The following is a 22,908-nucleotide window of genomic DNA, read 5'->3' as shown; positions in this document are numbered from 1 at the left end:
TGGGCCGCTGCTCGAGGCGATCATTCGGACGGGGCGCGGCGCAGCACCACGAGGGCCTGGACGGCGGCCGCGGCCACGACGACGGCGCCGATGATGCTGGTGACGTGCACGGCCGTGGTGAACGCCGACTCCGCGGCCGCCAGCAGTGCCGGCCCCGACGACTGGTCGAGCGTCGCGGCGATGTCGACCGCGCCGCCGAGGGTGTCCCGGGCACGGTCCATCGCGTCCGCGTCGACCCCGTTGACGGGCCCGAGCCCGGCAGCGTAGACGGCGGTCAGCACGCTGCCGAGGACGGCCGTGCCCATGCCGCCGCCGACCTCGTACGCGGTCTCGGACACCGCCGCCGCGGCGCCGGCCCGGTTCGGGTCGACCGAGCTCATGATGATGTTGTTCGTGATGGTCTGCACCAGACCGACGCCACCGCCGACCAGCACGAACGCGACGGCGATGAGCACGGCGCCGGCGTCTGCCCCGGCCCGGGTCATCAGCAGGTAACCGGCAGCCACCGTCGACAGCGACACGAACAGCAGCCACGGTGTCGATAGCCGCCGCGTCAGCGGAACGGCGGCCAGGCCGGTCAGGATGGCCAGCGCGAGGCCGGGCACCAGAACCAACCCCGCCCGCAGCGGGCTCAGGTCGAGCACCAGCTGCAGGTACTGGGTCATGAAGAACAGCGCGCCGATCATCGCGAACGTCGTCATCAGGTTGGTGACGACGGAGGCGCTGAACGCCGGGCGCGCGAACAGCGCCAGGTCCAGCAGTGGCGATTCCAGCTGGCGCTGCCGGCGCACGAACGCCACCCCGACCCCGATGCCGGCGAGCAGTGCCAGCGAATAGGTCCACGACAGCCCGTGAACCGCGAGCCCCTTGAGCCCGTAGACGATCAGCAGCATGGCGGCCAGCGACATCGCGGCGCTGGCGAGGTCGTACCGGCCCGGGTGCGGGTTGCGCGACTCCGGAACGAGGAACGGGCCGAGGATCAACAGCAGCGCCATGACCGGCAGCGCGACCAGGAACACCGAGCCCCACCAGAAGTGCTCGAGCAACCAGCCGCCGACGATCGGGCCGAGCGCGGCACCGGCGGAGAACATCGTCGCCCAGATCGCGATGGCCAGCGTGCGCTGCCGGACGTCGTGGAAGATGTTGCGGATCAGCGAGAGCGTCGACGGCATCAGGGTCGCGCCGGCGACGCCCAGGAGCGCCCGGGCCACGATCAGGGTCGCCGGGTCGGAGGCGTAGGCGGCCAGCGCGGAGGCGGCGCCGAACGCCGTCGCGCCCGTGAGCAGGAGCTTCCGGCGGCCGATCCGGTCGCCGAGCGTCCCCATGGTCACCAGCAGCCCAGCGATCATGAAGCCGTAGACATCGACGATCCAGAGGAGCTCGGTGCCGCTGGGCGCCAGGTCCTCGCTCAGGTGCGGCACCGCGAAGCTCAGGACGGTCATGTCGATGGAGATCAGCAGGACCGGGAGGATCAGTACGACGAGCGCCGCCCACTCGCGCGGCCCGGCCGGCGCCCTCGTCTGCTCCATCGTCGTCATCTCGCCCGCCTTCACGCTAAAATAGACCGTCCAGACGGTACAGTAACAGGCTCACACACTAAGGTTGTTCCCCGTGCCACGCCCCTCCTCGCGCGACCGCATCCTCGACGCGCTGGAACGCGTCCTCGTCGACACCGGCTTGCACGCGGTCACGCTGGAGCACGTCGCCAGCGTCGCGGGTGTCTCGAAGGGCGGCCTGCTCTACCACTTCCCCACCAAGGAAGCGCTGATCACCGGGCTCGCCCGGCGCCTGGCCGACGCCGTCGAGGCCGAGTTCCAGCAGGCCGTCGAATCCGACGACGTCGTCGACTTCTTCCTGCGCACGTCCGTGCCGACGTCCACCGACGGCGCCGTCTACTGGTCGCTGCTGGCCGCGCTGCGCAGCAACGACATCGCCAGCGACGAAGCGCGCGACCTCGTCATCTACTGCTTCGTGCGCTGGGCGCAGATCCTGCGCGAGCACGTCGCCGACCCGGTGACCGCCGAACTGGTCCGGCTGGTCGGCGACGGGCTCTACCTCAGCGCGCTGGCCGGGCTGCCGATGCCAGACCCGGCGCTGCTCGATGCGCTCCGGGTCCGGCTGGTCGCCGAGGCCGCCGCCGGAGCCTCCTAGGAGACGACCGCCGGCTCGACGTCGACCGGGAGCTGGGTCTCCTGCTGCCGGTCGACGGCCGCGGCGACCAGCCCGGCGAACAGCGGGTGCGGCCGGGTGGGTCGCGACTTCAGCTCCGGGTGCGCCTGGGTGGCGATGAAGTAGGGGTGCACGTCGCGCGGCAGCTCGACGAACTCCACGAGGTTGCCGTCCGGCGACGTGCCCGACACCACGAGACCGGCCTTGACCAGAAGGTCGCGGTGCTCGTTGTTGACCTCGTAGCGGTGCCGGTGCCGCTCGGTGACCCGGTTGCTGCCGTACAGCTCGCGGGCCAGCGAACCCTCCGCGAGCGCGGCCGGGTAGGAGCCCAGCCGCATGGTGCCACCGAGGTCGCCGTCACCGGCCACGATGCCCTTCTGGTCCTCCATGGTCGCGATGACCGGGGCCGGGGTGTCCGGGTCGAACTCGGCCGAGCTCGCCTCCGGCAGCCCCGCCTCGGACCTCGCGTACTCGATGACCATGCACTGCAGGCCCAGGCACAGCCCGAGCACCGGGACGAGGTGCTCGCGAGCGTACCGGATGGCCCCGATCTTGCCCTCGATGCCGCGGATGCCGAAACCACCCGGGATGACGACGCCGTCGACGTCGTGCAGCCGCGCGGCCGCGCCTTCGGGCGTCTCGCACTCGTCGGAGGGCACCCAGCGGATGCGCACCTTGGCGTCGTTGGCGAACCCCCCGGCGCGCAGCGCCTCGGTGACCGACAGATAGGCGTCGGGCAGGTCGACGTACTTGCCGACCAGCGCGACGGTGACCTCGTGCCGCGGGTGGTGGACCCGGCGCAGCAGCTCGTCCCACGCGGTCCAGTCGACGTCGCGGAAGGACAGGCCCAACCGCTTGACGACGTAGGCGTCCAGGCCCTCCGCGTGCAGCACCTTCGGGATGTCGTAGATGGACGGGGCGTCGACGGCGGCGACGACGGCCTCCGCGTCGACGTCGCACATCAGCGAGATCTTGCGCTTGACGCCGGCCGGGATGGGCCGGTCCGAGCGGCACACGATGGCGTCCGGGGTGATACCCACTTGACGCAGCGCGGCGACGGAGTGCTGCGTCGGCTTGGTCTTCAGCTCACCCGACGGCGCGAGGTACGGCACCAGCGAGACATGCAGGAAGAAGCAGCGGTCGCGGCCGACGTCGTGGCGGACCTGCCGGGCGGCCTCGAGGAACGGCAGCGACTCGATGTCGCCGACCGTGCCGCCGATCTCGTGGATCACCACGTCGACCTCGCCGTCGCCGATGGCGACCATGCGGTCCTTGATCTCGTTGGTGATGTGCGGGATGACCTGGACGGTGTCGCCGAGGTACTCACCGCGCCGCTCCTTCGCGATGACGTCGGAGTACACCTGACCGGTGGTGACGTTCGCCGACTGGTTGAGGTCGCGGTCGAGGAAGCGCTCGTAGTGGCCGACGTCGAGGTCGGTCTCGGCGCCGTCCTCGGTGACGAAGACCTCGCCGTGCTGGAACGGGTTCATCGTCCCGGGGTCGACGTTGAGGTACGGATCGAGCTTCTGCATGGTGACCCGGAGGCCACGCGCTGTGAGCAGGCTCCCCAGCGACGAGGCCGTGAGCCCCTTACCGAGAGAGGAGGCGACGCCTCCGGTCACGAACACATGGGTGGTCGGCTGCAAGGCCAAGGAGGGCTCCCGTGGTCAATCTCTGGTCGGCTCGACCCGTCTTCGGGCCAACCGTCTGCTTGTGCAGCCCTGGCGCGAGGACGCCCCAAAGCTGTTCCCACGGACCTCCAGCCTAACAGTTCCGGGAGCCCGGCCGTGCCGACGCGCCGGACACGGCCGGCGCGCGATCGGTCCGAGGGGCGCCGCCGTGTGATCGAGGCTGAACCTTGATGAGATCTTTCTCCATTCGGGGTGGCTTGCCGATCTTGATCCGGTACGTTTGACTTCGGCCACTTTCCCCCGTGGTGGCCACCGCCCCCGCCGGACTCGCGGCTGGCGGGGGCGGACCTTCTTCGAACGGTCAGCGGCTGCCGAGCAGCTCCCGGCACAACTCCGCCACCAGTCGGGCGTTGTCGTCCTCATCCGGCCAGGTGGCCGCCTGCGCAAGCGCCCGCTTAGCGAGATCGGCCCGGCGTCCCGGATCGTCGAGCAGCCGGCTCACCGTGTCCGCGATCGCCGCGACGTCGCCGACGGGGACCACCTCGGCGCCGTCGCCGACCAGCTCCGGAACGCCACCGGCAGCCGTCGTCACCACCGGGAGCCCGACCTGCATCGCCTCCTGGATGACCAGCGGCCGGCCCTCCCACACCGACGTCAGCACGTAGAGGTCGGCCGCGGCCAGCAGGTCGGGCACGTCGGCGCGTCGGCCGAGCAACCGCACCGGCAGCCCGTCGCGGTCGATGACCTGCTGCAGCCGGGCCTGCTCCGGCCCATCACCGGCCACCACGACCAGCGGCGACGGCGTCCGCGCACGCCAGCGGGCGGCCGCGGCGAGCAGGGTGTCCAGGCCCTTCTGCTCGGCCAGCCGGCTCACCGCGAGCACCAGCGGGCGCTCGCCCGCGCCCAGCGACGCGCGGACGGCGTCGCGGTCGCGGGTCGGCGCGGCGACGACCGGTGCGGCGACGGGCGCCAGCCGCACGTCGGGGGCGCCCAGCTCGCGGGCCCGCGCGACCAGGTCCGACGACACGCCCAGGGTGACGTCGGCCCGGCGGGCGGCCAGCCGCTCCAGCCCGGACAGCAGGACCCGCTTCACCCCGCCGGCCAGGACGGCGTTGTGCCAGGTGGCCAGCAGGGGTGCCCGGCCCGGACGGCGTCGGCCCAGCGCCAGCCCGGACAGCGCGGCGGCCCGGAAGCCGTGCGCGTGAACCACGTCGGTGCCGGTGAACGCGCGGCGCAGGCCGCGGACCGCGGCCAGGTCGGCCGGCGGGTTCGGCGCGCTGCCGATCTCGATCGGGGCGAACCGCGCGCCGGCACCGACGAAATCGAACCGCTCCTGGGTCTCGGCCGGCCCGGCGACGCCCACCGTCACCCCGTGGTCGCCGAGCCGTTCCACCAGCGAGCGCACGTGAGCGCCCACGCCGCCGGCCGTCATCCCGACGACGATCGTCAGCCTCATCAGTCCTCGTCCTCTCTACCCAACTGGTGATCATCGGGATCCGCCGAGCGGCGGGGCACCAAGGCGCGAAGGTCGCCGCGGAGGAACGGCCAGCACACCGCCAGCGCCACCACCGCGACCGCCAGCGCGGCCGCCACCCCGGCGAGCACCTGCACACCCACCGAGTCGGCCGGGAACGCGGCTGCCACCGCCCAGCCCGCCGCGCCGCCCAGCCCGGCACCGGCCGCGCCCACCACCGTCGCGCGGCCCACCCCGGTCAGCCCGGGCCGGCCGGAGTCGCGCAACACGCCGGTCACCAACAGCACGCCGGCGAGCGTCAGCCCGACGGTGTGGGCCAGGCCCAGCGCGGCCGTCGCCCGCTCCCTCGCCACCAGGCCGGTGAGCACCACGGCGACCAAGACCACCACGAGCCAGCCGCCGGCCGTTGCAGCGGCCGCGGCGCGGCCCCGCCCGCGCGCGTACAACGCCCGGCCCAGGTGCGCTACCAGCCCGTACCCGACCAGGCCGGGTGCGAACGCGATGAGGGCCCACGCCATCCGGTCCGGCGGCGCCTCCCCCGCTCCGATCAGCCCGAAGAACCGCGCCACCGGCCAGGCCACCGCGACGAGCACCGCTGCGCCGAGGAGGGACACCAGCACGACCGCCCGGGTAGACCGGGCCAGCGTGGCCGCGTAGGCGTCCCGATCGGTGCCGGCCACCTCCGACAGCCGCGGGAACGCCGCCGTCGCGATCGGGACCGCCAGCACCGCGTACGGCAGCAGGAAGACCATCCAGCTGTTCAGGTAGGTGACCGCTCCGCCGCTGCCGGCGTGCTCGTTCGACATCAGGTACGACGTCAGGTAGGCCAGCTGCTGCGCCACCAGCGTCACCAGGCCGGCACCGGCCAGCCGCGCGACCCGCCGCCCGACCCCGTCGGGGAACCGCAGCGTCGCCCGGATGCCGGTGACCCGCGCCAACATCGGCAGCAGTGTCGCCAGCGCGAGGGCCAGCACACCCAGCGTCGTGCCGCCGGCCAGCACCAGCTCGCTGCCGCGGTCCAACGCGCTGAGGTCGTCGGCGTCGCCGGTGAAGACCTGGCCGAACGTCACGTACGCGCCGGCCACCACGATGCTGGACAGCACCGGGGCCAGCGCGGCGGCCAGGAACCGGCGGTGCGCCTGCAGGGCGCCGGCGGTCACCACCGCGATGCCGTACAGCGGGATCTGCGGCAGGAACAGCAGCAGCATCTCGCGGCCGACGTCGGCGCCCTCGTCGCCGCCGGTGCCGCGCAGCATCAGCTCCATGGCGGGGCCGGCCACCAACACCCCCAGCAGCGCCACCGGCACCAGCAGGGTCAGCGTCCAGCCGAGCAGAGCGGAGACGGTCTGGCGGACGTGCTCGGTGTCGCCGCGGCCGGCTGCCGCCGCCAGCACCGGGACGACGACGCTGGCCAGCGCGCCGCCGGCGACGATCTCGAAGACGACGTTGGGAACGGCGTTGGCGGTGGCGTAGACGCTGCCCAGGACCGTCTCGCCGACCTGTGACTGGAACACCAGCTGCCGGCCGAAGCCGACCACTCGGGACAGGACGCCGACGACGGCGATGAGCGCCGCTCCCCCGGCGATGCCGGCCGCGGCCCCGGTGGCGACACGGCGTGCGTTCACCGTCGTCTCGGTCGGCTCAGCGCAGCCGGCCGAGGCCGTCGAGCTCCCGCAGGACCGGGGTGCTCTCGATGACCTTCGTGAAGCTGACCTTCTCACTGGCCAGGGTGAGGCCCGTGACAGCGGCGAGGTGGGCCAGCCGGCCGAGCCGGCCCTCGCGGGCGATCAGCGCCAGGCCGAGCAGGGCGCCCAGCGCGTTGGCGCCGGAGTCGCCGAGCATGATGCGCTCGCCGAGGTCGTCGGGGAGGCTGGCCAGCGCCGCACCCACCGCGGCCGCACCGAGTGGCGCCGCCGGGCCGGCCAGCACCGCGGGCGTGTGCAGCAGCACGGCCTTGTTGGCCCGTCCTGGCCGCAGGTCGAGCAGGTTCAGCAGGTTGGCGTGCCCGGCGACCGCGGCGCCCCCAATGGCGGCGTCGACGGCGTTGTCGCTGACCAGCGCGGCGCCGACCAGGCCGGCCGCGCCGATGACGCCGATCTTCACCACGCCGCTGGTGACCTCGCCCTCGCGCAGCGCCGAGAGGTGACCGCGCAGGCCCTTGCTGGACGTCGTGCCAGCGAACCGGCCGAGACACGTTGTCCCCTCGAGGACGGGGGCGAAATCGTCGTAGAGTCCGACGGCGCCGACGGTGACCGCGGCGGCCACGCCGGCGGTGCGAGCCCGGGCCGGCAGCCCGGGCGCCAGCGCGATGCCGGCAGCGGCACCGGCGGCGACCGCGGGACCGCCGGCGAGCGTCACCGTCGAGCCGCGGAAGTTCTTGCGCTCCCAGCGCTCCTTGCCGCCGGGCAACGTGGCGCCGATCCGGCGGGCGACCAGCGCCGCGCCGGCGCCGGCCACCCCGGCGGCGACGAGCTTCCCGACCAGTCCGCTCATCACGAGCTCTCCTCCTCGGTCGGGTCGGCACCGGGCGTCTCGGGCACCGGCGGCAGGACGCCGTCGGTCTCGCCGACGACACCGTAGTGTCCGGCGCCGCCCTCCTCCTGCTCGTTCAGCGCGAACACGATGGCGGCGCGGCCGCTGGGCAGGTCCGCGGAGTCGACCGTGGACACGGCGTCGGCGATGTCGCCGCCCTCGCGGATGGCCTGGACCACCCCGTCCTCCGCGGTGGAAGCAGGCCCGGCCACGACGCTGCCGGCGCCGGCAGCGTCGAACTGCGCGGCCAGGTCGGTCAGCCGGCCCAGCCGCTCCTCGGCGTCGTCGCCGGAGACCGAACCGGCGACCATGACCGCCAGCGTCGGCGCCACCGAGGCGTCCTGCTCCAGGACGATGAGCTCGGACTCCTGGAACGCGGTGACGGCGGCGGTGTCGACGGTCTCGTGCGCGCCGCCGCCGGGCTCGCCACTCGGCTGCGCCAGCAGCGCCGCGGCCAGAACCGTCGCGCCGCGCGTGTAGCCGCCGCCCTCGGTCGGCAGCTCGGTGCCCGACGTCACCAGCTCGCTGGCCAGCTCGTCGAGGACCGGCTCGGAGTCGGGATCGGTCCAGGTGGGCTCGATGCGCACGGTGAGGTCCGCGGTAGCGCCGGCGGTCTGCAACGTCTCGCGGACGGAGGCGACGGTGTCCTCGTCCGCGCCGGGCATCGCGATGATGCCGACGTGCTCGCCGTCCAGCTGGCCGGCCACCAACCGCGGCATGACCTCCTGGATGAACTGCTCCTGGAAGTCGAGGTCGGTCTGGGCGGCATCGAGCTGTTCGCGCAGCTCGCGGTTCTCGTCGCGTAGCGCCGAGGTCTGCTCGGCCAGGTTGTCGTCGACGGTCTCGCCGAGCGGCCCAGCGCCCAGCACGATGCCGGCCGCCAGCGCGAAGAAGACGGCGATGATCGAGACCAGGTGATATCGAAAGTCGATCACGTCAGAAAAGCCCCTGCACCCAGAAGTAGAAGCGGTCCCACCACGAGCCGACGATGTCGAGGTAGGCCCGGCCGGTCGGCGTGGAGTACATCGCGGCGCCGACCGCGATGATGCCGGCGATGACCAGCACGGCGAGCATCCAGACCGGGATTCGGCTGTGGTAGAGCCGGCTCACACCCTTGGCGTCGACGAGCTTACTGCCCACCCGCAGCCGGGTGAGGAACGTACTGGCCATCCCGGAGCGGCCCTTGTCGAGGAACTCGACGAGCGTGGCGTGGCTACCGACGGCGACGATGAGGCTGGCGCCCTTGTCGTCCGCGAGGAGCATGGCGATGTCCTCGCTGGTGCCGGTGGCGGCGAACGGCACACCGGACAGGCCCATGCGCTCCAACCGGCCCAGCCCCGGCGCCCGGCCGTCGCGGTAGGCGTGCACCACCAGCTCCGCGCCGCTGGACAGCGCGTCGTCGGAGACGGAATCCATGTCGCCGACGATCATGTCCGGCTTCAGGCCGACCTCGAGCAGCGCGTCGGCCCCGCCGTCGACGCCGATCAGGACCGGGCTGTACTCACGGATGTAGGGCCGCAGCGTGGCCAGGTCCTCTTTGTAGTCGTAGCCACGCACCACGATGAGCACGTGCCGGCCGTCGAGGTCGGTGCGGATGTCCGGCACGCCGACGCCGTCGAGCAGCAGCTCGCGCTCGCGTTTGAGGAACTCCATGGTGTTGGCCGCGAACGCCTCGAGCTGGGCGGACAGCCCCTCGCGGGCCGCGCCCATCAGCTTGCTGAGGGTCTCCTCGTCGTGGCGGATGCCGACGCCGGTGGCCTCGCCGTTGCCCTCGCGGTAGATGGTGTTGCCGTCGACGCGGACTCGCTCGCCCTCGCGTAGCGCGCTGAACAGGTCGGGCCCGACATCGTCGATGAGCGGGATGCCGGCTCGGACGACGATGTCGGGGCCGAGGTTCGGGTAGCGCCCGCTGACCGACGGGCGGACGTTGACGACGGCACCGGCCTGGCAGGCGACCAACGCCTCTGCGCTCACGCGGTCGAGGTCGAGGTGGTCGATGACGGCGATCTCGCCGGGTTTGAGCCGTTTCGTCAGGTTCTTGGTGCGGTGGTCCAGACGCACCACGCCGCTGACCCCGGGCAGGTCATCGGGCTTGCGGCGGCGCAGTGCAGGCATCCTCACTAGCCGAATCCTGCCATGCCCGGCGCCGCAATGTCGCATCGGTGCGCCGCGTGTTGGCGGTCGGGGGGCTTTGGCCGACCGTCGAGATGACCGTCGCCGCCCTGACAGCCGGAGCACCGCTGTCAGGCCAACAGCTTGGTCTTCTGCGTCTGGAACTCGTCAACGCTGATGACGCCCTCGTCGCGCAGGCGGGCCAACTTGGTCAACTCGTCCGCGGTACTGGGACCGCCCGGTGCGCCACCGGAGTTCGACGACGTGCCAGCGGTGTCGCGGATGTACTCGCGGAACTCCTCTTCGCGACGCTGGTAGTGAGCCAGCTGCCGCTCGGTCATGCCGGTGCCGCGGGCGATGATGTAGACGAGCGCGCCGAGAATCGGCAGGACGATGATGAACAGCGTCCAGAGGCCCTTGGCCCAGCCGGAAAGGTCGTCGCTGCGGAAGATGTCGGTCAGCAGCGAGATCAGCAGCCAGATCCAGGCGACGAAGAGGAAGAACCACAGCATCGTCCAGAACAGCTCCAGCAGCGGATAGTCGTCCATCGGGACTCCTTTGGTCTGGCGACGACGCCGGCGCACCGGCCCGCGCGCCCGTCACGCCGCGCGTCGCGGCGCAGCACCACGATCGCGCCGGGACGGGCCGGGATCCTCACCCTGAACGGGTGAAACCGGTACGTCATGACATGTCATCGGTCGGTGCCGGCCGCGTCGCGCTGGACGCGCGCCCGGTCGAGCCGGCGCGCGATCTGCGACGACATCACCGCGAAGAGGGCGCCGATCACCACCAGGTCGAACACGATCTGCATCATCGTCGCCGCCCGGGCCACCTGGCCGGCGGCGTGCACGTCGCCGTACCCGACCGTGCCCAGGGTGACCACGACGAAGTACAGCGAGTCGGTCCGGGTGTCCAGGCCGTCGAACTGTGCCGGATCGGTCCGCTCGATCAGGTAGTAGGCCGCGGCGAAGAACACCACGACGACGTAGAGCACCGACAACAGGCTCGCCACCCGGAGCCCGGTGTCCTCCGGCCGGGCAACGAAGCGCCGGACCTGGAGGGCGGCCAGGCACACCAGCCCGGCGATGCCCGCCGCCAGCAGGATCAGCCCCGCCGCCGCTGACGGATGGTCGAACCCGCGCAGCGGCAGTCCGTAGTAGACGAGCAGGGCGCACGCCAGCGTCGCGACGCTGCGCAAAACGTGGGCGGCGATGCGACGGCGGTTGGGCTCCATGGTGGACCTCGTCACTCCCCCGAGCCGGTCCAGTCGTAGATCACCGCGGTCCGCGCGACCAGGTCGTGTACGGCGGCACCGCGCCGGCTCACCGCCACCCACACCAGCCCGATCGGGAACACCACGCAGACCACGGCCCGCAGCGCCGCCTGGACCGGTCGCGGCGCCTCGCCCAGCTGGGACGCGTGGACCACTCGCAGCCCGAGGACCCGCTGGCCGATCGTGGCGCCGGTGATCACCCACCAGGTCACCAGGTAGGCGACCACCAGCAGCGAGTGCCCCGCTCCCAGCACCCAGCCGGGGAGCTCCGGCAGGCCGAAGGGCGGCCCGCCCAGCACGTACCGGGCACCGCTGACAAAAAAGACCACCAGCGCGCTCGCCGTCGTCAGTACCGCGAGGTCGAGCAGGCCGGCCAGCAGCCGCGACACCAGGCCCGCCCGCCCGGTCCGGGCGTCCACGGCCGGCGCGACGGCGCTCACGCCGCGTCCCGCCGCAGCACCCGGTCGACGAACCGGCCAAGCGCCTGGTCGGCCCGCCGGCTCTGCACCCGGACGGTTCCGACGGTCTCCGCGGTCATCGTCGTGCTGGACTCGCGGACGATCCGGCTGAGGTCCACGTCGTCGAGGACCCGGTCCACGATCTCGACGACGTCGAGCCGCGCGATCACGGCGTCCAGGTCCACCCGGGCGACCACCTGGTCCACGTCCATCTGTGCGCTCGCGGCGGCCACGATCCGCCGCACGGCGCCGCGCGCGGCGCGGGCGGCCTCCCCCTCGTTGTACCGCCGGACCTCGCGGCCGCCCTGGGCCAGCTCGCGCAGGGGTGTCGCGACTCCGGCCCGCTGCGCGGCCTTGCCGGCCAGCCGGAGCAGCACGGCCCCGGCTGCCTGGACGGGGAGCGCCGCCGCCGCGGCGACGTCGAACGTGCGCCGCTGTGCCATCGCCCCAACGCCCCATGCGGCGTCGCCGACGACCGTGAACGCCCGGCCGGCCGCGCCGTGGAGCGGCGGGGAGCGCGAGCCGACACCGTCGCCGTCGTCGTCGGTGTGGAGGGCCACCCGCCCGGCCCGGAGCAGGAGGCCGGCGCCGCCGCTGAGGACCGTGCCGGCGCGGTCCAGCGCGCGCAGCGGCAGCGGCCAGGCGGCAGCGTCCGTCGCGTCCGGGTGCATCGGCGTCACCTCGCCTCCCCGCGCCAGACTGGCGCGCGGTGCCGGCCGACGGCATCACCCGGATGAGGTGACCTCCGCCGCCGGCGGCGGTGACGGCGACACCGGCGCCGGCGACGGGCCGCCCTCGCGCGCCACGTCGTCCTCCTCCGCGCGGATCGACAGGTCGAGGTACAGGTATCCGAGCACGAGGGCGACGTACGGGATCGTCGCCACGTAGACGACGGCGGTGATGAGGTTGATCAGGTCGAACGAGCCGTCGGAGACGAGCAGCAGGATCACACCGACCAGCGGCCCGGTGATCGCGCCCAGCCCGACGACCAGCGCCGCCACCGCCGTCGCCCGCCACCACTGGCCACGGACCACCGCGCGGCTTCGCCGGAACGCGTCGTTCGCGCCGCGGTCCTCCATCATGACCGCCTGGGCGGCGAACCCGTTGCGCACCGCGTAGGCGATGAGAGCCGAGACCATGGACGCCCCCTGGGTCCAGTCGCTGGCACGCCGTTCCCCACGCCACCTGTGATCACGATAGACCGCGGCCGTGGAGCGGGGCGCGGACTCGCCTGAAGGCGTCAGACGTCGCGTTTGGAGCTGGTAGCCGTCTCCAGCAGTTCCTCGGCGTGCGCCCGCGCCGACGCGGACCCCTCCAGTCCGGCGAGCATCCGGGACAGCTCGCCGACGCGCCCGGCGTCGTCGAGCGCCTCCACCCCGCTGCTGGTGACCCGGCCGTCGTCGGACTTGACGACCTTGAGGTGTTGGTCGGCGAAGGCGGCGACCTGCGGCAGATGGGTCACCACGAGCACCTGTGCGTGCTTGGCCAGCATCGCCAGCCGGCGACCGACCTCGACCGCCGCCTTGCCGCCGACACCGGCGTCGACCTCGTCGAACACGAACGTGGGCACCGGGTCGGCACCGGCGAACACGACCTCGATGGCGAGCATCAGCCGGGACAGCTCGCCGCCGGAGGCGCCCTTGTCCAGCGGCCGCGGCTGGGCGCCGTTGTGCCCGGTGAAGAGGATCTCGACGTCGTCGACGCCGGTCGGGCCGAATCCGTCGCGCGGACGGACCTCGACGACGATGCGCGCGTGCGGCATGGCCAGCGCGGTCAGCTCGACGCTGACATCGTCGGAGAACCTGGCGGCGGCCTCGGTGCGGGCTTTGGTGATGGCGGCGGCGAGGTCGCCCAGCTGCGTGAGCAGCGTCTCCTTCTCCTCGCGCAGCGCCGTCACGCGGTCGTCGTCGCCGTCGAGCTCGAGCAGCCGGCGCGAGCCGGCCTCCGCCCAGGTCAGCACCGCTGCGATGGTTTCGCCGTACTTCCGGGTGAGGGCGGTGAGTGCGGAACGGCGCTGCTGGACCTCCGCCAGCCGCTCCGGGTCGGTGTCGATGGCGGCACCGTACGAGGCGAGGTCGGCGGCGACGTCGCCCACCAGGTAGGCGGCCTCGGCGAGCCGGTCGGCCAGCGCCGCCAGCTCGGGGTCGTGCTCGCGTTCGCCCTCGAGGGCCTGCCGGGCGTGCGCGAGCAGGCTGAGCACGTCGGGCTGGTCGGGCACGGTGTCGTCGGCGGACAGGCTCTGGTGCGCGGCGTCGGCGGCGGTGCGCAGGGCATCGGCGTGCGCCAGCCGTCCCTCCTCCGCGCGCAGCGCTTCGTCCTCGTCCGGCCGCGGGTCGACGGCCTCCACCTCGGCCAGGCCGAGGCGCAGCAGGTCGGCCTCCTGCGCGCGTTCCCGTGCCTTCGACGTGACCTCGTCGAGCTCCGCCTCGACGGCGCGCAGCCGCGCGTACCGCGTCGTGTAGTCGGCCAGCGGCTCCGCGACGGCCGCGCCCGCGTACCGGTCCAGGGCGCCGAGCTGCCGGGACGGGCGCAGCAGCCGCTGCTGGTCGCTCTGCCCGTGCACCGCGACCAGGCCCTCGGCCAGCTCGGTCAGGACGCTGACCGGTGCGCTGCGGCCGCCGACGTGCGCTCGCGACCGTCCCTCGGCCATGACGGTCCGGCTGAGCAGCAGCTCGACGTCGTCGCCGCCGGCCGGTTCGAGCTCGGCACCGGCGTCGGCGGCCCGTTCGGCGACCGGGCTGCCCGCCGGGAGGCTGACGCGGCCCTCGACCAGGGCCTTGCCGGCGCCGGTGCGGACGGCGCCGCCGTCGGCGCGGCCGCCCATGAGCAGGTTGAGGCCGGTGAGCACCATGGTCTTGCCCGCGCCGGTCTCGCCGGTGACGACGGTCAGCCCCGGGCCCAGCTCGAGCTGGGCGTCGTCGATGACGCCCAGACCACGGATTCGGATTTCCTCAAGCACGGGACCTCAGCCTATCGAGGTGTGCCGCTGTGGTCCGGGATGTCATGCCCGCGCGCCTCGCCAACCTTCGACCGGAAGCGCGAACTTCGCGACCAGCCGGTCGGTGAATGGTGCATGGTGCAGCCGGGCGAGCCGGACCGGTTTGGCGCCGCGCCGTACCTCGATCCGGGCGCCGGGCGGCAGCTCGACGGCGCGCCGGCCGTCGCACCACAGGACCGCGCCAGGCGTGCGGGGCTGTACCGTGACGGCCAGCTCCGACGACGGCGCCACCACCATCGGCCGGGCGAACAGCGCGTGGGCGCTGATCGGGACCATGAGCAGTGCCTCCAGCTCCGGCCACACCACCGGGCCGCCGGCGCTGAACGCGTACGCCGTCGATCCGGTGGGCGTGGCCATGACGACGCCGTCGCAGCCCCACCGGGACAGCGCCCGCCCGTCGATCTCGGCGACCAGGTCGAGCATCCGCTCGCGGCTGGCCTTCTCGACGCTCACCTCGTTCAGCGCCCAGTTGTCCGCGGTCACGGTTCCGTCGTGCCGGACCGTGACGTCGACGGTCATGCGTTCCTCGACCGCGTAGCTCCTGGTGACGATGTGGTCGACGGTGAAGCTGAGGTCGTCGACCTCGGCCTCGGCCAGGAAGCCGACGTGCCCCAGGTTGACGCCGAGGATCGGGGTGCCCGACGGCCGGGCCATCTCGGCACCGCGCAGGATCGTCCCGTCGCCGCCGATGACGACGATGAGCTCGCAGCCCGCCGCGGCGTCCTGGAGGCCGTCCGGCACGACGGTGACGGTGCCGTCCAGCGGGTTGGGCAGCCCGAGCTCGCTCCGCTCGTCCGCGAAGACGCGCACGCCGATGCCGGCCTCGCCCAGCCGCCGGACCACCTCGCCGGCCACCTGCCGGGCCTCTTCGCGCCCGGTGTGCGTGACGAGCAGGACGGTCCTGGTCATTGCGGTCCTTCCGCGACGGCGCGCCTGACCTCGTGGGGATCGACCGCGGGCGCGCCGGCCCGCAGCCACAGGAAGTACTCGACGTTGCCGGACGGCCCCGGCAACGGGCTCGCGGTGACACCGGCGACGCCCAGCCCGAGCCCGGCGGCCGCGTCGGCGACCTCCAGGACGGCCTCGGCGCGCAGCTCGGGGTCGCGGACGACGCCGCCCTTGCCGACGCGGTCCTTCCCGACCTCGAACTGCGGCTTCACCATGAGCGCGAAATCGGCCTGCGGGCTGCTGACGGCGCGCAGCGGCGCGAACACCAGCCGCAGCGAGATGAACGACAGGTCACCCACGACGACGTCGACCAGCTCACCGACCCGTTCCGGCGTGAGGTCGCGGACGTTCGTGCGGTCGAGCACCCGGACCCGCTCATCGGACCGCAGCGACCACGCCAGCTGCCCGTACCCGACGTCCACCGCGACCACCCCGGCCGCGCCCCGCCGTAACAGCACGTCGGTGAAGCCGCCGGTGGAAGCGCCCGCGTCGAGGCACCGCCGCCCGGCGACGCCGAACCCGCGCGGCTCGAACACGTCGAGTGCGCCGGCCAGCTTGTGCCCGCCCCGCGAGACGTACTCGTCGCCCTCGGCCGGCTCGGTGACGAGCACGGCGTCGGCGGGGTCGACCGCCGTGGCGGGCTTCGTGGCGGCACGACCGCTCACCAGCACCCGTCCGTCGGCGACCAGCGATGCGGCGTGGTCCCGGGAGCGGGCCAGCCCGCGCCGAACCAGTTCGGCGTCCAGGCGGCGTCGAGGCGGCACCGGCCTCAGCCCTCCGCGTCGGCGCGCAGGTCTCCAGGCGGCACGTCGCCAGGCCCCGCGTCGGTGGGCGGCGATTCGGCCGTCGGGTCGGCGGCGAGCCGATCCTGCAGGGCTCGATGAACGTCGTCGATCACGTCCGCGTGCTGGTGCACCGGCACCCGGTCGAGCGTTTCCAGCGCCCGCAGCGCCTCGTCGACTCGCGCGTCGCCGGTGTCGTCCTGGCCCTCGTCGGTCAGTTCCCGCATGACGACAACGCTAGTACGACGACGCCCGGCCACGGGCGATTCGGGCCGCGTCCAGCGCCGCACGCACGCTGGCCGGGTCGACGTACTGGGCTGCGGCCCCGTCGGCACCGCCAACGGCTTTGTCGGTGCGGCCGCCGGCTGCCTGCACCGTAGGCCGGTCGCCTGTCCGGCCCGCAACTCTGCCGCCTGCCTGGTCCGCGGCGGCCCAGACCGCACCGCAGGCAGCCCGCAGGGCGTCCAGGGCGTCCTGGTCGGCCGGATCGAGCGGCGCGAGCCCGTCGGCACCACTGTCTGCCGGCGCCTGGCTCTCCGTCACGATCTCGCCCACCGCGACCTCGCCCACCGCTACGTCGCGCATAGCGGACTCGGCCGGCGCGGCATCGCGCGTCAGCCGCAGCGCACCGTCGACCACGGCGGCCCGCCATGCGCCGGCCCGGGCCTCCCCCGTCCGCACGGTCAGGTGCTCGGGCGGCTCGCGCAGCGCCCGCAGGTCGGTGCCGACGTACGTCGGACGCAGGTGCGCCGCCGCGAGGACCACCTCCTCCGGATCGGTGACGCCAGTGAGCACGAGCAGGCTGTCGGCCCCCGCGGCGTTGGCGCCCTCGACGTCGGTGTCGAGACGGTCGCCGACCACGAGCGGCCGCGTCGCGTTCGAGCGCAGCATCGCCTCGCGGTGCATCGGCGGCTCGGGTTTGCCCGCCACGAGCGGCTCGCGGCCGGTGGCGGTCCGGATCGTGTCGACCAGGGTGCCGTTGCCGGGAGCCCGGCCGCGGTCGGTCGGTACCACCGGATCGAGGTTGGTGGCCACCCACAGCAGGCCAGCCGCGACCGCGTAGGTGCCCTCGGCCAGCATCGGCCAACCCACCCGCGGCGAGAATCCCTGTACGACCGCCGCGGGACCATCGTCGGCGGTGGCGACGGGGACCAGGTCGCGCTCGCGCAGCGCGACCTCGAGCCCTTCGCCGCCGACGACGAGCACCTTCGAGCCGTCCGGCAACCGCTCGGCGAGCATCCGCGCCGCCGCCTGCGCGGAGGTGACGACCTCCGCGGGTAACGCCTCGACCCCGATCTCGGCCAGGTGCGCGGCCACGACGTCCGGTGGCCGGGAGGCGTTGTTCGTGACGAAAGCCAACCGCATGCCCGCGTGGCGCGCCGCCCACAGTGCCTGCGGCGCGTGCCGCACCGGATGGGCACCGACGTAGACGACACCGTCGAGGTCCAGCAGGGCCACGTCGTAGATCTGGCTCAGCGACTGCACATGTGTCATCCTCGCAGCCCGCCCCGCACCGACGGCGCGGCGGGCCGGCCCCGCGGCGTAGCATGCGCATGGTGAGCGATGCCAGGCGAGCGCTGCGGCTGATGCCGTTCCGAGCCATCAGCTACGCGCCGGGCACCGACCTCGCCGCCGTCATCTGCCCGCCGTACGACGTCATCGGCAGCCGGGCCCTCGAGGAGTTCGAGGCCGCGGACCCGCACAACATCGTCCACCTGACGCTGCCCCGGCCCGGCGCGGCGGACGGCGATCGCTACCTGTTCGCCGCCGAGCAGCTGCGACGCTGGCGGCGCGCCGGTGTGCTTCGCCGGGACACCTCGCCCGCGCTCTACGTCTACGAGCACCGCACGGCCACCGGCGCCGCCGCGATCGGGCTCGTGGGCGGCGTGGGCCTGGACGGACCGATCCTCCCGCACGAGAACACCTTTCCCGGCCCGGTCGCCGACCGGGCCGCACTCATGACCGCGACTCGAGCCCAGTTCGAGCCGATCCTGCTGACCTACGACGGCGATGGCGCCGCCAGCGACGTCGTGGACGCCGCGGCGGCGGCCGCTCCCGACCTCGAGGTGAGCGTCGGCGCCGACGTGCACCGCATCTGGCGGGTGAGCGATGCGGACTCGCTGACCGACGTGTCCGCCGACCTGGCCGACCGCAGCGCGCTCATCGCCGACGGACATCATCGGTTCGCCGCATACCGCGCCGTGCACGCCGCGCATCCGCACGAGCCCGGGTCCGGGTATGGCCTCGCGCTGCTGGTGGACGCGACCCGGCACCCGCTGGAGCTGCGCGGAGTCCACCGCAGCATCGCCGGGCTGTCCTTCGACGACGCCGTTGCCGGCGCCGCCAAGGGCTTTGACGTGGTCCCTCTCGCGGCGTCGGACGACCCGTTGGGCCGGCTGAGCGTCGAGGGCTCGACCGCGTTCCTGGTCGGCACCGGAGACCGGCGAGTGCTGCTGCGGTCGGCCCGTCCGGGCGTGCTGGACGACGCGATCCCGGCCGGGCGGCCGGACCGATGGCGACACCTGGACTCCGCCGTGCTCGTGGACGTGGTGCTGGCTCACCTATGGAACATCGACGACGCCGACGAACGCGTCAGCTACCACCACGACATCGGCGACGCGTTGCGGATGTCGCAGCGCACCGGCGGGGTGGCCGTGCTGGTGCGGCCGCCCGCTCTGGCCGACGTGCTGGCGCTGGCCGACGGTGGCGCGCGCATGCCGCGCAAGTCGACGTCGTTCGGGCCGAAGCCTTGGACCGGGCTCCTCATGCGCGACCTCGCAGCCGACGACACCTGAGCTGCGCGGCGCGGGCGGGACCGCGACGCCCGTCTCGAGCCCTCAGGGCTGCTCCGGCTGGGCCGGTGGGCCGTCGGTGCCCACCGGCGCAGCGGCCTGGTGACGCGCTCACGGCACGCTCTCCAGCCTCAGTCGTGCTCCTCGTTCCTCCGGCGGGCATCTGGCCAGCCGCTTCGCGCTCTCGACCTCGATCTCGAACCTGCTCTGCGGGCCGGCGGAGCCGCGCCAGAACCGGCGCCGGAGCGCGCCAGTGACCTCGACGGTGTCGCCGGCGTTCCAGACGCGCAGGCGGCGCCGCTGGTGCGGCGACCACGCCGTGCAGGTGATGGTGTCGACGCCGCGCCGGCTGCCCAGCCCTGCCGGCGGGCGCGGGCGCTGAACCACCAGGCGCGCGGTGACGAGCTGGTCGCCGCTGGGCAGCAGCACTACGGTTGGCTCGGCCGCGACCCGGCCGACCAGCCGGACCTCGTTGGAGTGCTCGACGATCGGCACCGATGTCGTGTTCATGGGAGAGCTCCTTCGACGGGGTCGGGATCTGACACCCATGGTGGGCCGAACGCCAGGGCCGCGCACCCACGCGGAGCCGATTTGTGGATGACGAGGCCCAGCTCGCAGGGGTTGTGGACAACAGTCGTCAGAGTGGTCCTTGCCGATCCGGTCGAGTGCCGCACAACCGGCTCGTCAGCCGTTGTCGTGGCTCAACTCGGCGACCCGCTCGGCCGCGTCGGTCTCGCCTTCCAGGTCGGCGTCGGCGGCTCGCATGAACCACCGCAGCGCCTCCTTGTCGCGGCCCGCGGCCAGGAGCGCGTCCGCGTACGCGTAGCGCAACCGGGCCACCCATTCCGCCCGCGCCGTCGACCGCAGCTCCGGTACCTGCAGGGACACCGCCGCGGCCTCGTCCTCGCCGAGGTCGCGCCGGGCACCGGCCGCGACGATCAGCATCTCCACGCGACCCGCGGTGTCCAGGGCGGTGACGGCGGGGTCGTGCGAGAGGTCCAGCGCGCGACGCGGCCGGCCCAGCCCGCGTTCGCAATCGGCCATCATCGGCAGGTACTCCGCCGAGCCGGTGATCCGCCGAGCAGCACGCAGCTCGGCCAGCGCATCGGCGTACTTGCCGGCGAGGTACGCCGCGACGCCGGCAGCCTCGCGGACCACCCCGATGCGCCCGGCCCGGCGACGAGCCGCCATGGCGTGCTCGTAGGCCTGCTGCGGGTCGTCCTCGAGCAGCCGCTGCGCCATGACCAGGTGGCGGGCCACTGCGGCCGCTGCCGGACCGGACAGCGCGCTGAGCTCGTCCCTGATCTCCTGGTCGAGCTCGCGACCGGTCACGTCCTCGTCCACGACGGGGTCAGGTACGCGCGACTGCGCGGGCGCGCCAGCTGGTTGCGGTCCGTCGGCGCGGCCACGCTCACCGCCGTCACGCGGACGGCGAGGCGATCCGTCGCGATCGTCGGCCGAGCGGTCGCCGCGTCGTGCGCCGCCGGGCCGTTCGCCCCGCGCACGATCGCCGCTGCGCCACTCGCCGTCCGTGCGCCCCGAGCGCGGACCTCCGCGTCGTTCACCGCCCGATCGGCCGGCAGCGGCTGGGCCGGACCGTCGTGCACCGGGCCGCTCGCCATCGGTGCCGCCGGATCGGCGGTCACCGCCTGGCCGGCCGCCCCGCCGGTCATCGCCAGACCCCCTCACCCCCCGCCGGTCGCCGTCGGGTCGCCGCTCGCTACCGGATCGGCGGTCACCGCCGCGCCGGTCGCCGCCAGAGGGGCGCCCGCCGGTCGACCGCCCACCCGTCGAGCGGTCACGGTCACCGCCGGTCGGGCCCGAGCGCCGTCCTCCGGAGCCCGATGTCCCTCGCGAGCCACCATCGCCTCCGCCACGCCGGCCACCAGCACGGTCGTCGCGCCCACCAGAGCCTCGCTGTCCGCCTGTGCCGCGTTGTCCACCGGCGCCGCGCCCAGTGCCGCCCTCCCGGCCACCGCCGCGTCCAGCTCGGCCGTCCTCCGACGGATCCGGCTCACCCTGGCGGTCACGACCAGACATCAACGATTCCTCATTCCTCGTGTCGTTGCCACCATTCTCTCGTGCGGTCGATCAGAGCGCCGCAGCGGTGTCGCCACGTGCCGCGCATGGTCCAGCGCAGGCGGCTCTCACGGGCCGCCCCAGCCACGGGAATGACGCTGTGGGGGCTGTACCCGGATCGCCGGACACCATGGCGCCATGCACCGCGGAATCGCGGACCCTCGCATGACGCCTGCGCGCCCCGGTCAGCGTGCGCCACGCTGCCAGCGTCCGTGGTGCGGCCAGACATCCGGAGACCGCCCTCTCCGACGCTGTGAGACTGGTGTCAGCCGGCACCCGGTGGTGCCGATGCCGGCGTCACCGAGCGTGCCCATCGGAAGCGGTCACGCAGCTCAGCGTGGATCGTCCCGGTCGCGCCGGGATCGGAGACATCCGCGAGCGAACATGATGACGGCATCGCGTCGGGCCGAATGCGGCGGTGCTGCGCGACTGCGGTACGGGTCGGGGTGCGGACATCGAGCGCGTTAGGCCCTGGTGCGACGGTTCACAATAATGGCCAGATGGCATTCGAACTACCTGCGGTCGATGCGGCGAGCCTGGCCACGTGGTGCGAGCTGCATCTAGGCAGTCCGGCGGAGAACGAGCTGTTCCGGACCGGTCACCTCACCCGCGTGATCGGAACACGGCTGGCCGACGGGCGCGAGGTCGTGGTCAGAGTCCGCCCGGCCGCGCCGCGGATCACTGGCTGCACCGAGGTCCAGCGCCTCCTGTTCGATTCCGGATATCCCTGTCCGCGGCCGCTGGCTGGCCCGGCACCGCTCGGTGAGTATGAGGCCACCGCTGAGAGCCACGTCGCGGGTGGGGTCGTGCTGCCCGACTCCGGACGCATCGCCCAGCCTTTTGCCGCAGCGCTCGCGCAACTGGTGGATTTGGCTCCCGGGCCCGGGCGAATGCCCTCCCTAGCGCCCGCGCCACCGTGGGCAGCATGGAACCACAGCCAGGGCGGGCTGTGGCCTCGGCCCGAGGACCTGGACGTGGACCTGAACCAGGTGGATGGGCCGGGCTGGATCGATGCGGCGGGTCAGGCTGCTTGGCAGAAGCTGCGGGAAGGACAGGACCAGACCGTGATCGGACACGGTGACTGGATAACGGACAACCTGCGCTGGCAGGGCAACCAGTTGCTGGTGGCCTACGACTGGGACAGCCTGATCGCCGACAGCGAAGCGGTCATCGCCGGCCTGGCTGCGGCCATCTACCTGTACCCGGCGCTGGCCACCGTGACCGAGACCCGCGAGTTCCTCGACGCCTACGCCACCGCCCGCGGACGGCCCTTCAGTCCCGGAGAGCTACAGCGCTGCTGGGCCGCAGGCGTCTGGACGAGGGCCTTCGACGCCAAGCAGGAGCACGCTGCCGGACAACCAGTTACCGTCCTGACCCACGACGAAGCCCATGAACGCCTCCGCCGGGCTGGAATGCGCTGAGCCGCCGGTGCCGCACGTCAGGGGCGCATCTTCGTCACCGGGCTGCGCTCACCGTCGATGACGGCTACATCGCGACCGGAGACCAGCCACCCGCACTCGACCGCCTCCACCAGGTAGTTACGCACCTATGTGGCCCAACTCAGGTCGGCGGGATCGCGCTGCCGTGCCCGCATAGGCCGCCGGTGGGCACCGGTGGTGCCGTTGACTGGGGTTGTGTGTGGTGTGGGTGGGTCGTGGCC

24 protein-coding genes are annotated in these 22,908 nt (G+C 73.3%); 3 read left to right on the top strand and 21 right to left on the bottom strand.

Annotated elements, in window-relative coordinates; all coding sequences use genetic code 11:
• Positions 1–20 precede the first annotated feature (20 nt).
• Positions 21–1,538, bottom strand: a complete 1,518-nt coding sequence (locus E1269_RS27330) for an MFS transporter (RefSeq protein WP_131900576.1) — start codon at positions 1,536–1,538, stop codon at positions 21–23.
• Positions 1,539–1,611: 73 nt separating this feature from the next.
• Between E1269_RS27330 and E1269_RS27325 the strand changes: the two genes are divergently transcribed.
• On the top strand, positions 1,612–2,151 hold the full coding sequence (locus tag E1269_RS27325) for a TetR/AcrR family transcriptional regulator (RefSeq protein ID WP_131900574.1): 540 nt from the start codon (positions 1,612–1,614) through the stop codon (positions 2,149–2,151).
• Here the strand turns inward: E1269_RS27325 and E1269_RS27320 are convergent.
• The 16 genes from E1269_RS27320 to E1269_RS27245 all read right to left on the bottom strand — a co-directional run bounded on the left by E1269_RS27320 (position 2,148) and on the right by E1269_RS27245 (position 17,871).
• Positions 2,148–3,821, bottom strand: coding sequence for a CTP synthase (locus E1269_RS27320; RefSeq protein ID WP_203434133.1), 1,674 nt, complete (start codon positions 3,819–3,821; stop codon positions 2,148–2,150). The two genes, E1269_RS27325 and E1269_RS27320, sit on opposite strands and share 4 nt — an antisense overlap.
• A gap of 340 nt (positions 3,822–4,161) precedes the next feature.
• Positions 4,162–5,256 carry a glycosyltransferase family 4 protein gene (locus E1269_RS27315; RefSeq protein WP_131900572.1) on the bottom strand — a complete coding sequence of 365 codons (1,095 nt, stop codon included), beginning with the start codon at positions 5,254–5,256 and terminating at the stop codon, positions 4,162–4,164.
• On the bottom strand, positions 5,256–6,899 hold the full coding sequence (murJ, locus tag E1269_RS27310) for a murein biosynthesis integral membrane protein MurJ (RefSeq protein ID WP_203434132.1): 1,644 nt from the start codon (positions 6,897–6,899) through the stop codon (positions 5,256–5,258). The genes E1269_RS27315 and murJ overlap by 1 nt, the downstream gene beginning before the upstream one ends.
• A gap of 16 nt (positions 6,900–6,915) precedes the next feature.
• Positions 6,916–7,767: a hypothetical protein gene (locus E1269_RS27305; RefSeq protein WP_131900568.1), complete on the bottom strand. Its 852-nt coding sequence runs from the start codon at positions 7,765–7,767 to the stop codon at positions 6,916–6,918.
• Positions 7,767–8,741 carry a copper transporter gene (locus E1269_RS27300; RefSeq protein WP_131900566.1) on the bottom strand — a complete coding sequence of 325 codons (975 nt, stop codon included), beginning with the start codon at positions 8,739–8,741 and terminating at the stop codon, positions 7,767–7,769. The genes E1269_RS27305 and E1269_RS27300 overlap by 1 nt, the downstream gene beginning before the upstream one ends.
• A gap of 1 nt (position 8,742) precedes the next feature.
• Positions 8,743–9,921, bottom strand: a complete 1,179-nt coding sequence (steA, locus tag E1269_RS27295; RefSeq protein WP_203434131.1) for a putative cytokinetic ring protein SteA — start codon at positions 9,919–9,921, stop codon at positions 8,743–8,745.
• A 128-nt stretch (positions 9,922–10,049) separates the two neighbouring features.
• Positions 10,050–10,466: an SHOCT domain-containing protein gene (locus E1269_RS27290; protein WP_131900562.1), complete on the bottom strand. Its 417-nt coding sequence runs from the start codon at positions 10,464–10,466 to the stop codon at positions 10,050–10,052.
• 143 nt (positions 10,467–10,609) lie between these two features.
• Positions 10,610–11,152, bottom strand: a complete 543-nt coding sequence (locus E1269_RS27285) for a potassium channel family protein (protein WP_131900560.1) — start codon at positions 11,150–11,152, stop codon at positions 10,610–10,612.
• Between the two features lie 11 nt (positions 11,153–11,163).
• Positions 11,164–11,631 (bottom strand): RDD family protein, encoded by a 468-nt coding sequence (locus E1269_RS27280; protein WP_131900558.1) that lies wholly within the window; start codon positions 11,629–11,631, stop codon positions 11,164–11,166.
• Complete coding sequence (locus tag E1269_RS27275; protein ID WP_131900556.1) at positions 11,628–12,329, bottom strand: hypothetical protein; 702 nt, start codon at positions 12,327–12,329, stop codon at positions 11,628–11,630. The genes E1269_RS27280 and E1269_RS27275 overlap by 4 nt, the downstream gene beginning before the upstream one ends.
• A 45-nt stretch (positions 12,330–12,374) precedes the next feature.
• Positions 12,375–12,788, bottom strand: a complete 414-nt coding sequence (locus E1269_RS27270) for a DUF7847 domain-containing protein (protein ID WP_131900554.1) — start codon at positions 12,786–12,788, stop codon at positions 12,375–12,377.
• 101 nt (positions 12,789–12,889) lie between these two features.
• Positions 12,890–14,608 (bottom strand): DNA repair protein RecN, encoded by a 1,719-nt coding sequence (gene recN / locus E1269_RS27265; RefSeq protein ID WP_203434130.1) that lies wholly within the window; start codon positions 14,606–14,608, stop codon positions 12,890–12,892.
• Positions 14,609–14,650: 42 nt separating this feature from the next.
• Positions 14,651–15,556, bottom strand: coding sequence for an NAD kinase (locus E1269_RS27260; RefSeq protein ID WP_131900552.1), 906 nt, complete (start codon positions 15,554–15,556; stop codon positions 14,651–14,653).
• Complete coding sequence (locus E1269_RS27255) at positions 15,553–16,359, bottom strand: TlyA family RNA methyltransferase (protein WP_131900550.1); 807 nt, start codon at positions 16,357–16,359, stop codon at positions 15,553–15,555. The genes E1269_RS27260 and E1269_RS27255 overlap by 4 nt, the downstream gene beginning before the upstream one ends.
• 5 nt (positions 16,360–16,364) lie before the next feature.
• On the bottom strand, positions 16,365–16,604 hold the full coding sequence (locus E1269_RS27250; RefSeq protein ID WP_131900548.1) for a hypothetical protein: 240 nt from the start codon (positions 16,602–16,604) through the stop codon (positions 16,365–16,367).
• A 10-nt stretch (positions 16,605–16,614) separates the two neighbouring features.
• Complete coding sequence (locus tag E1269_RS27245; protein ID WP_131900546.1) at positions 16,615–17,871, bottom strand: HAD-IIA family hydrolase; 1,257 nt, start codon at positions 17,869–17,871, stop codon at positions 16,615–16,617.
• Positions 17,872–17,933: 62 nt separating this feature from the next.
• Between E1269_RS27245 and E1269_RS27240 the strand changes: the two genes are divergently transcribed.
• Positions 17,934–19,172, top strand: a complete 1,239-nt coding sequence (locus tag E1269_RS27240) for a DUF1015 family protein (protein WP_162606655.1) — start codon at positions 17,934–17,936, stop codon at positions 19,170–19,172.
• A gap of 108 nt (positions 19,173–19,280) precedes the next feature.
• Here the strand turns inward: E1269_RS27240 and E1269_RS27235 are convergent, their stop codons facing one another.
• The 4 genes from E1269_RS27235 to E1269_RS33100 all read right to left on the bottom strand — a co-directional run bounded on the left by E1269_RS27235 (position 19,281) and on the right by E1269_RS33100 (position 21,199).
• Positions 19,281–19,679, bottom strand: coding sequence for a single-stranded DNA-binding protein (locus tag E1269_RS27235; protein WP_162606654.1), 399 nt, complete (start codon positions 19,677–19,679; stop codon positions 19,281–19,283).
• A gap of 174 nt (positions 19,680–19,853) precedes the next feature.
• The gene (locus tag E1269_RS33110) at positions 19,854–20,501 is read right to left on the bottom strand and encodes a hypothetical protein (RefSeq protein WP_203434129.1); all 648 of its coding nucleotides are present in this window, start codon (positions 20,499–20,501) and stop codon (positions 19,854–19,856) included.
• Positions 20,498–20,842 carry a hypothetical protein gene (locus tag E1269_RS33105; protein WP_203434128.1) on the bottom strand — a complete coding sequence of 115 codons (345 nt, stop codon included), beginning with the start codon at positions 20,840–20,842 and terminating at the stop codon, positions 20,498–20,500. The genes E1269_RS33110 and E1269_RS33105 overlap by 4 nt, the downstream gene beginning before the upstream one ends.
• A 12-nt stretch (positions 20,843–20,854) precedes the next feature.
• Complete coding sequence (locus E1269_RS33100) at positions 20,855–21,199, bottom strand: hypothetical protein (RefSeq protein WP_203434127.1); 345 nt, start codon at positions 21,197–21,199, stop codon at positions 20,855–20,857.
• Positions 21,200–21,748: 549 nt separating this feature from the next.
• Between E1269_RS33100 and E1269_RS27225 the strand changes: the two genes are divergently transcribed.
• Positions 21,749–22,669: a phosphotransferase gene (locus E1269_RS27225; RefSeq protein WP_131900538.1), complete on the top strand. Its 921-nt coding sequence runs from the start codon at positions 21,749–21,751 to the stop codon at positions 22,667–22,669.
• Positions 22,670–22,908 lie beyond the last annotated feature (239 nt).

The organism is Jiangella asiatica (assembly GCF_004349065.1).
Lineage (GTDB): Bacteria > Actinomycetota > Actinomycetes > Jiangellales > Jiangellaceae > Jiangella > Jiangella asiatica.
The sequence above is the reverse complement of the archived record's forward strand: the minus strand, read 5'-3'. Positions and strand labels throughout refer to the sequence as shown.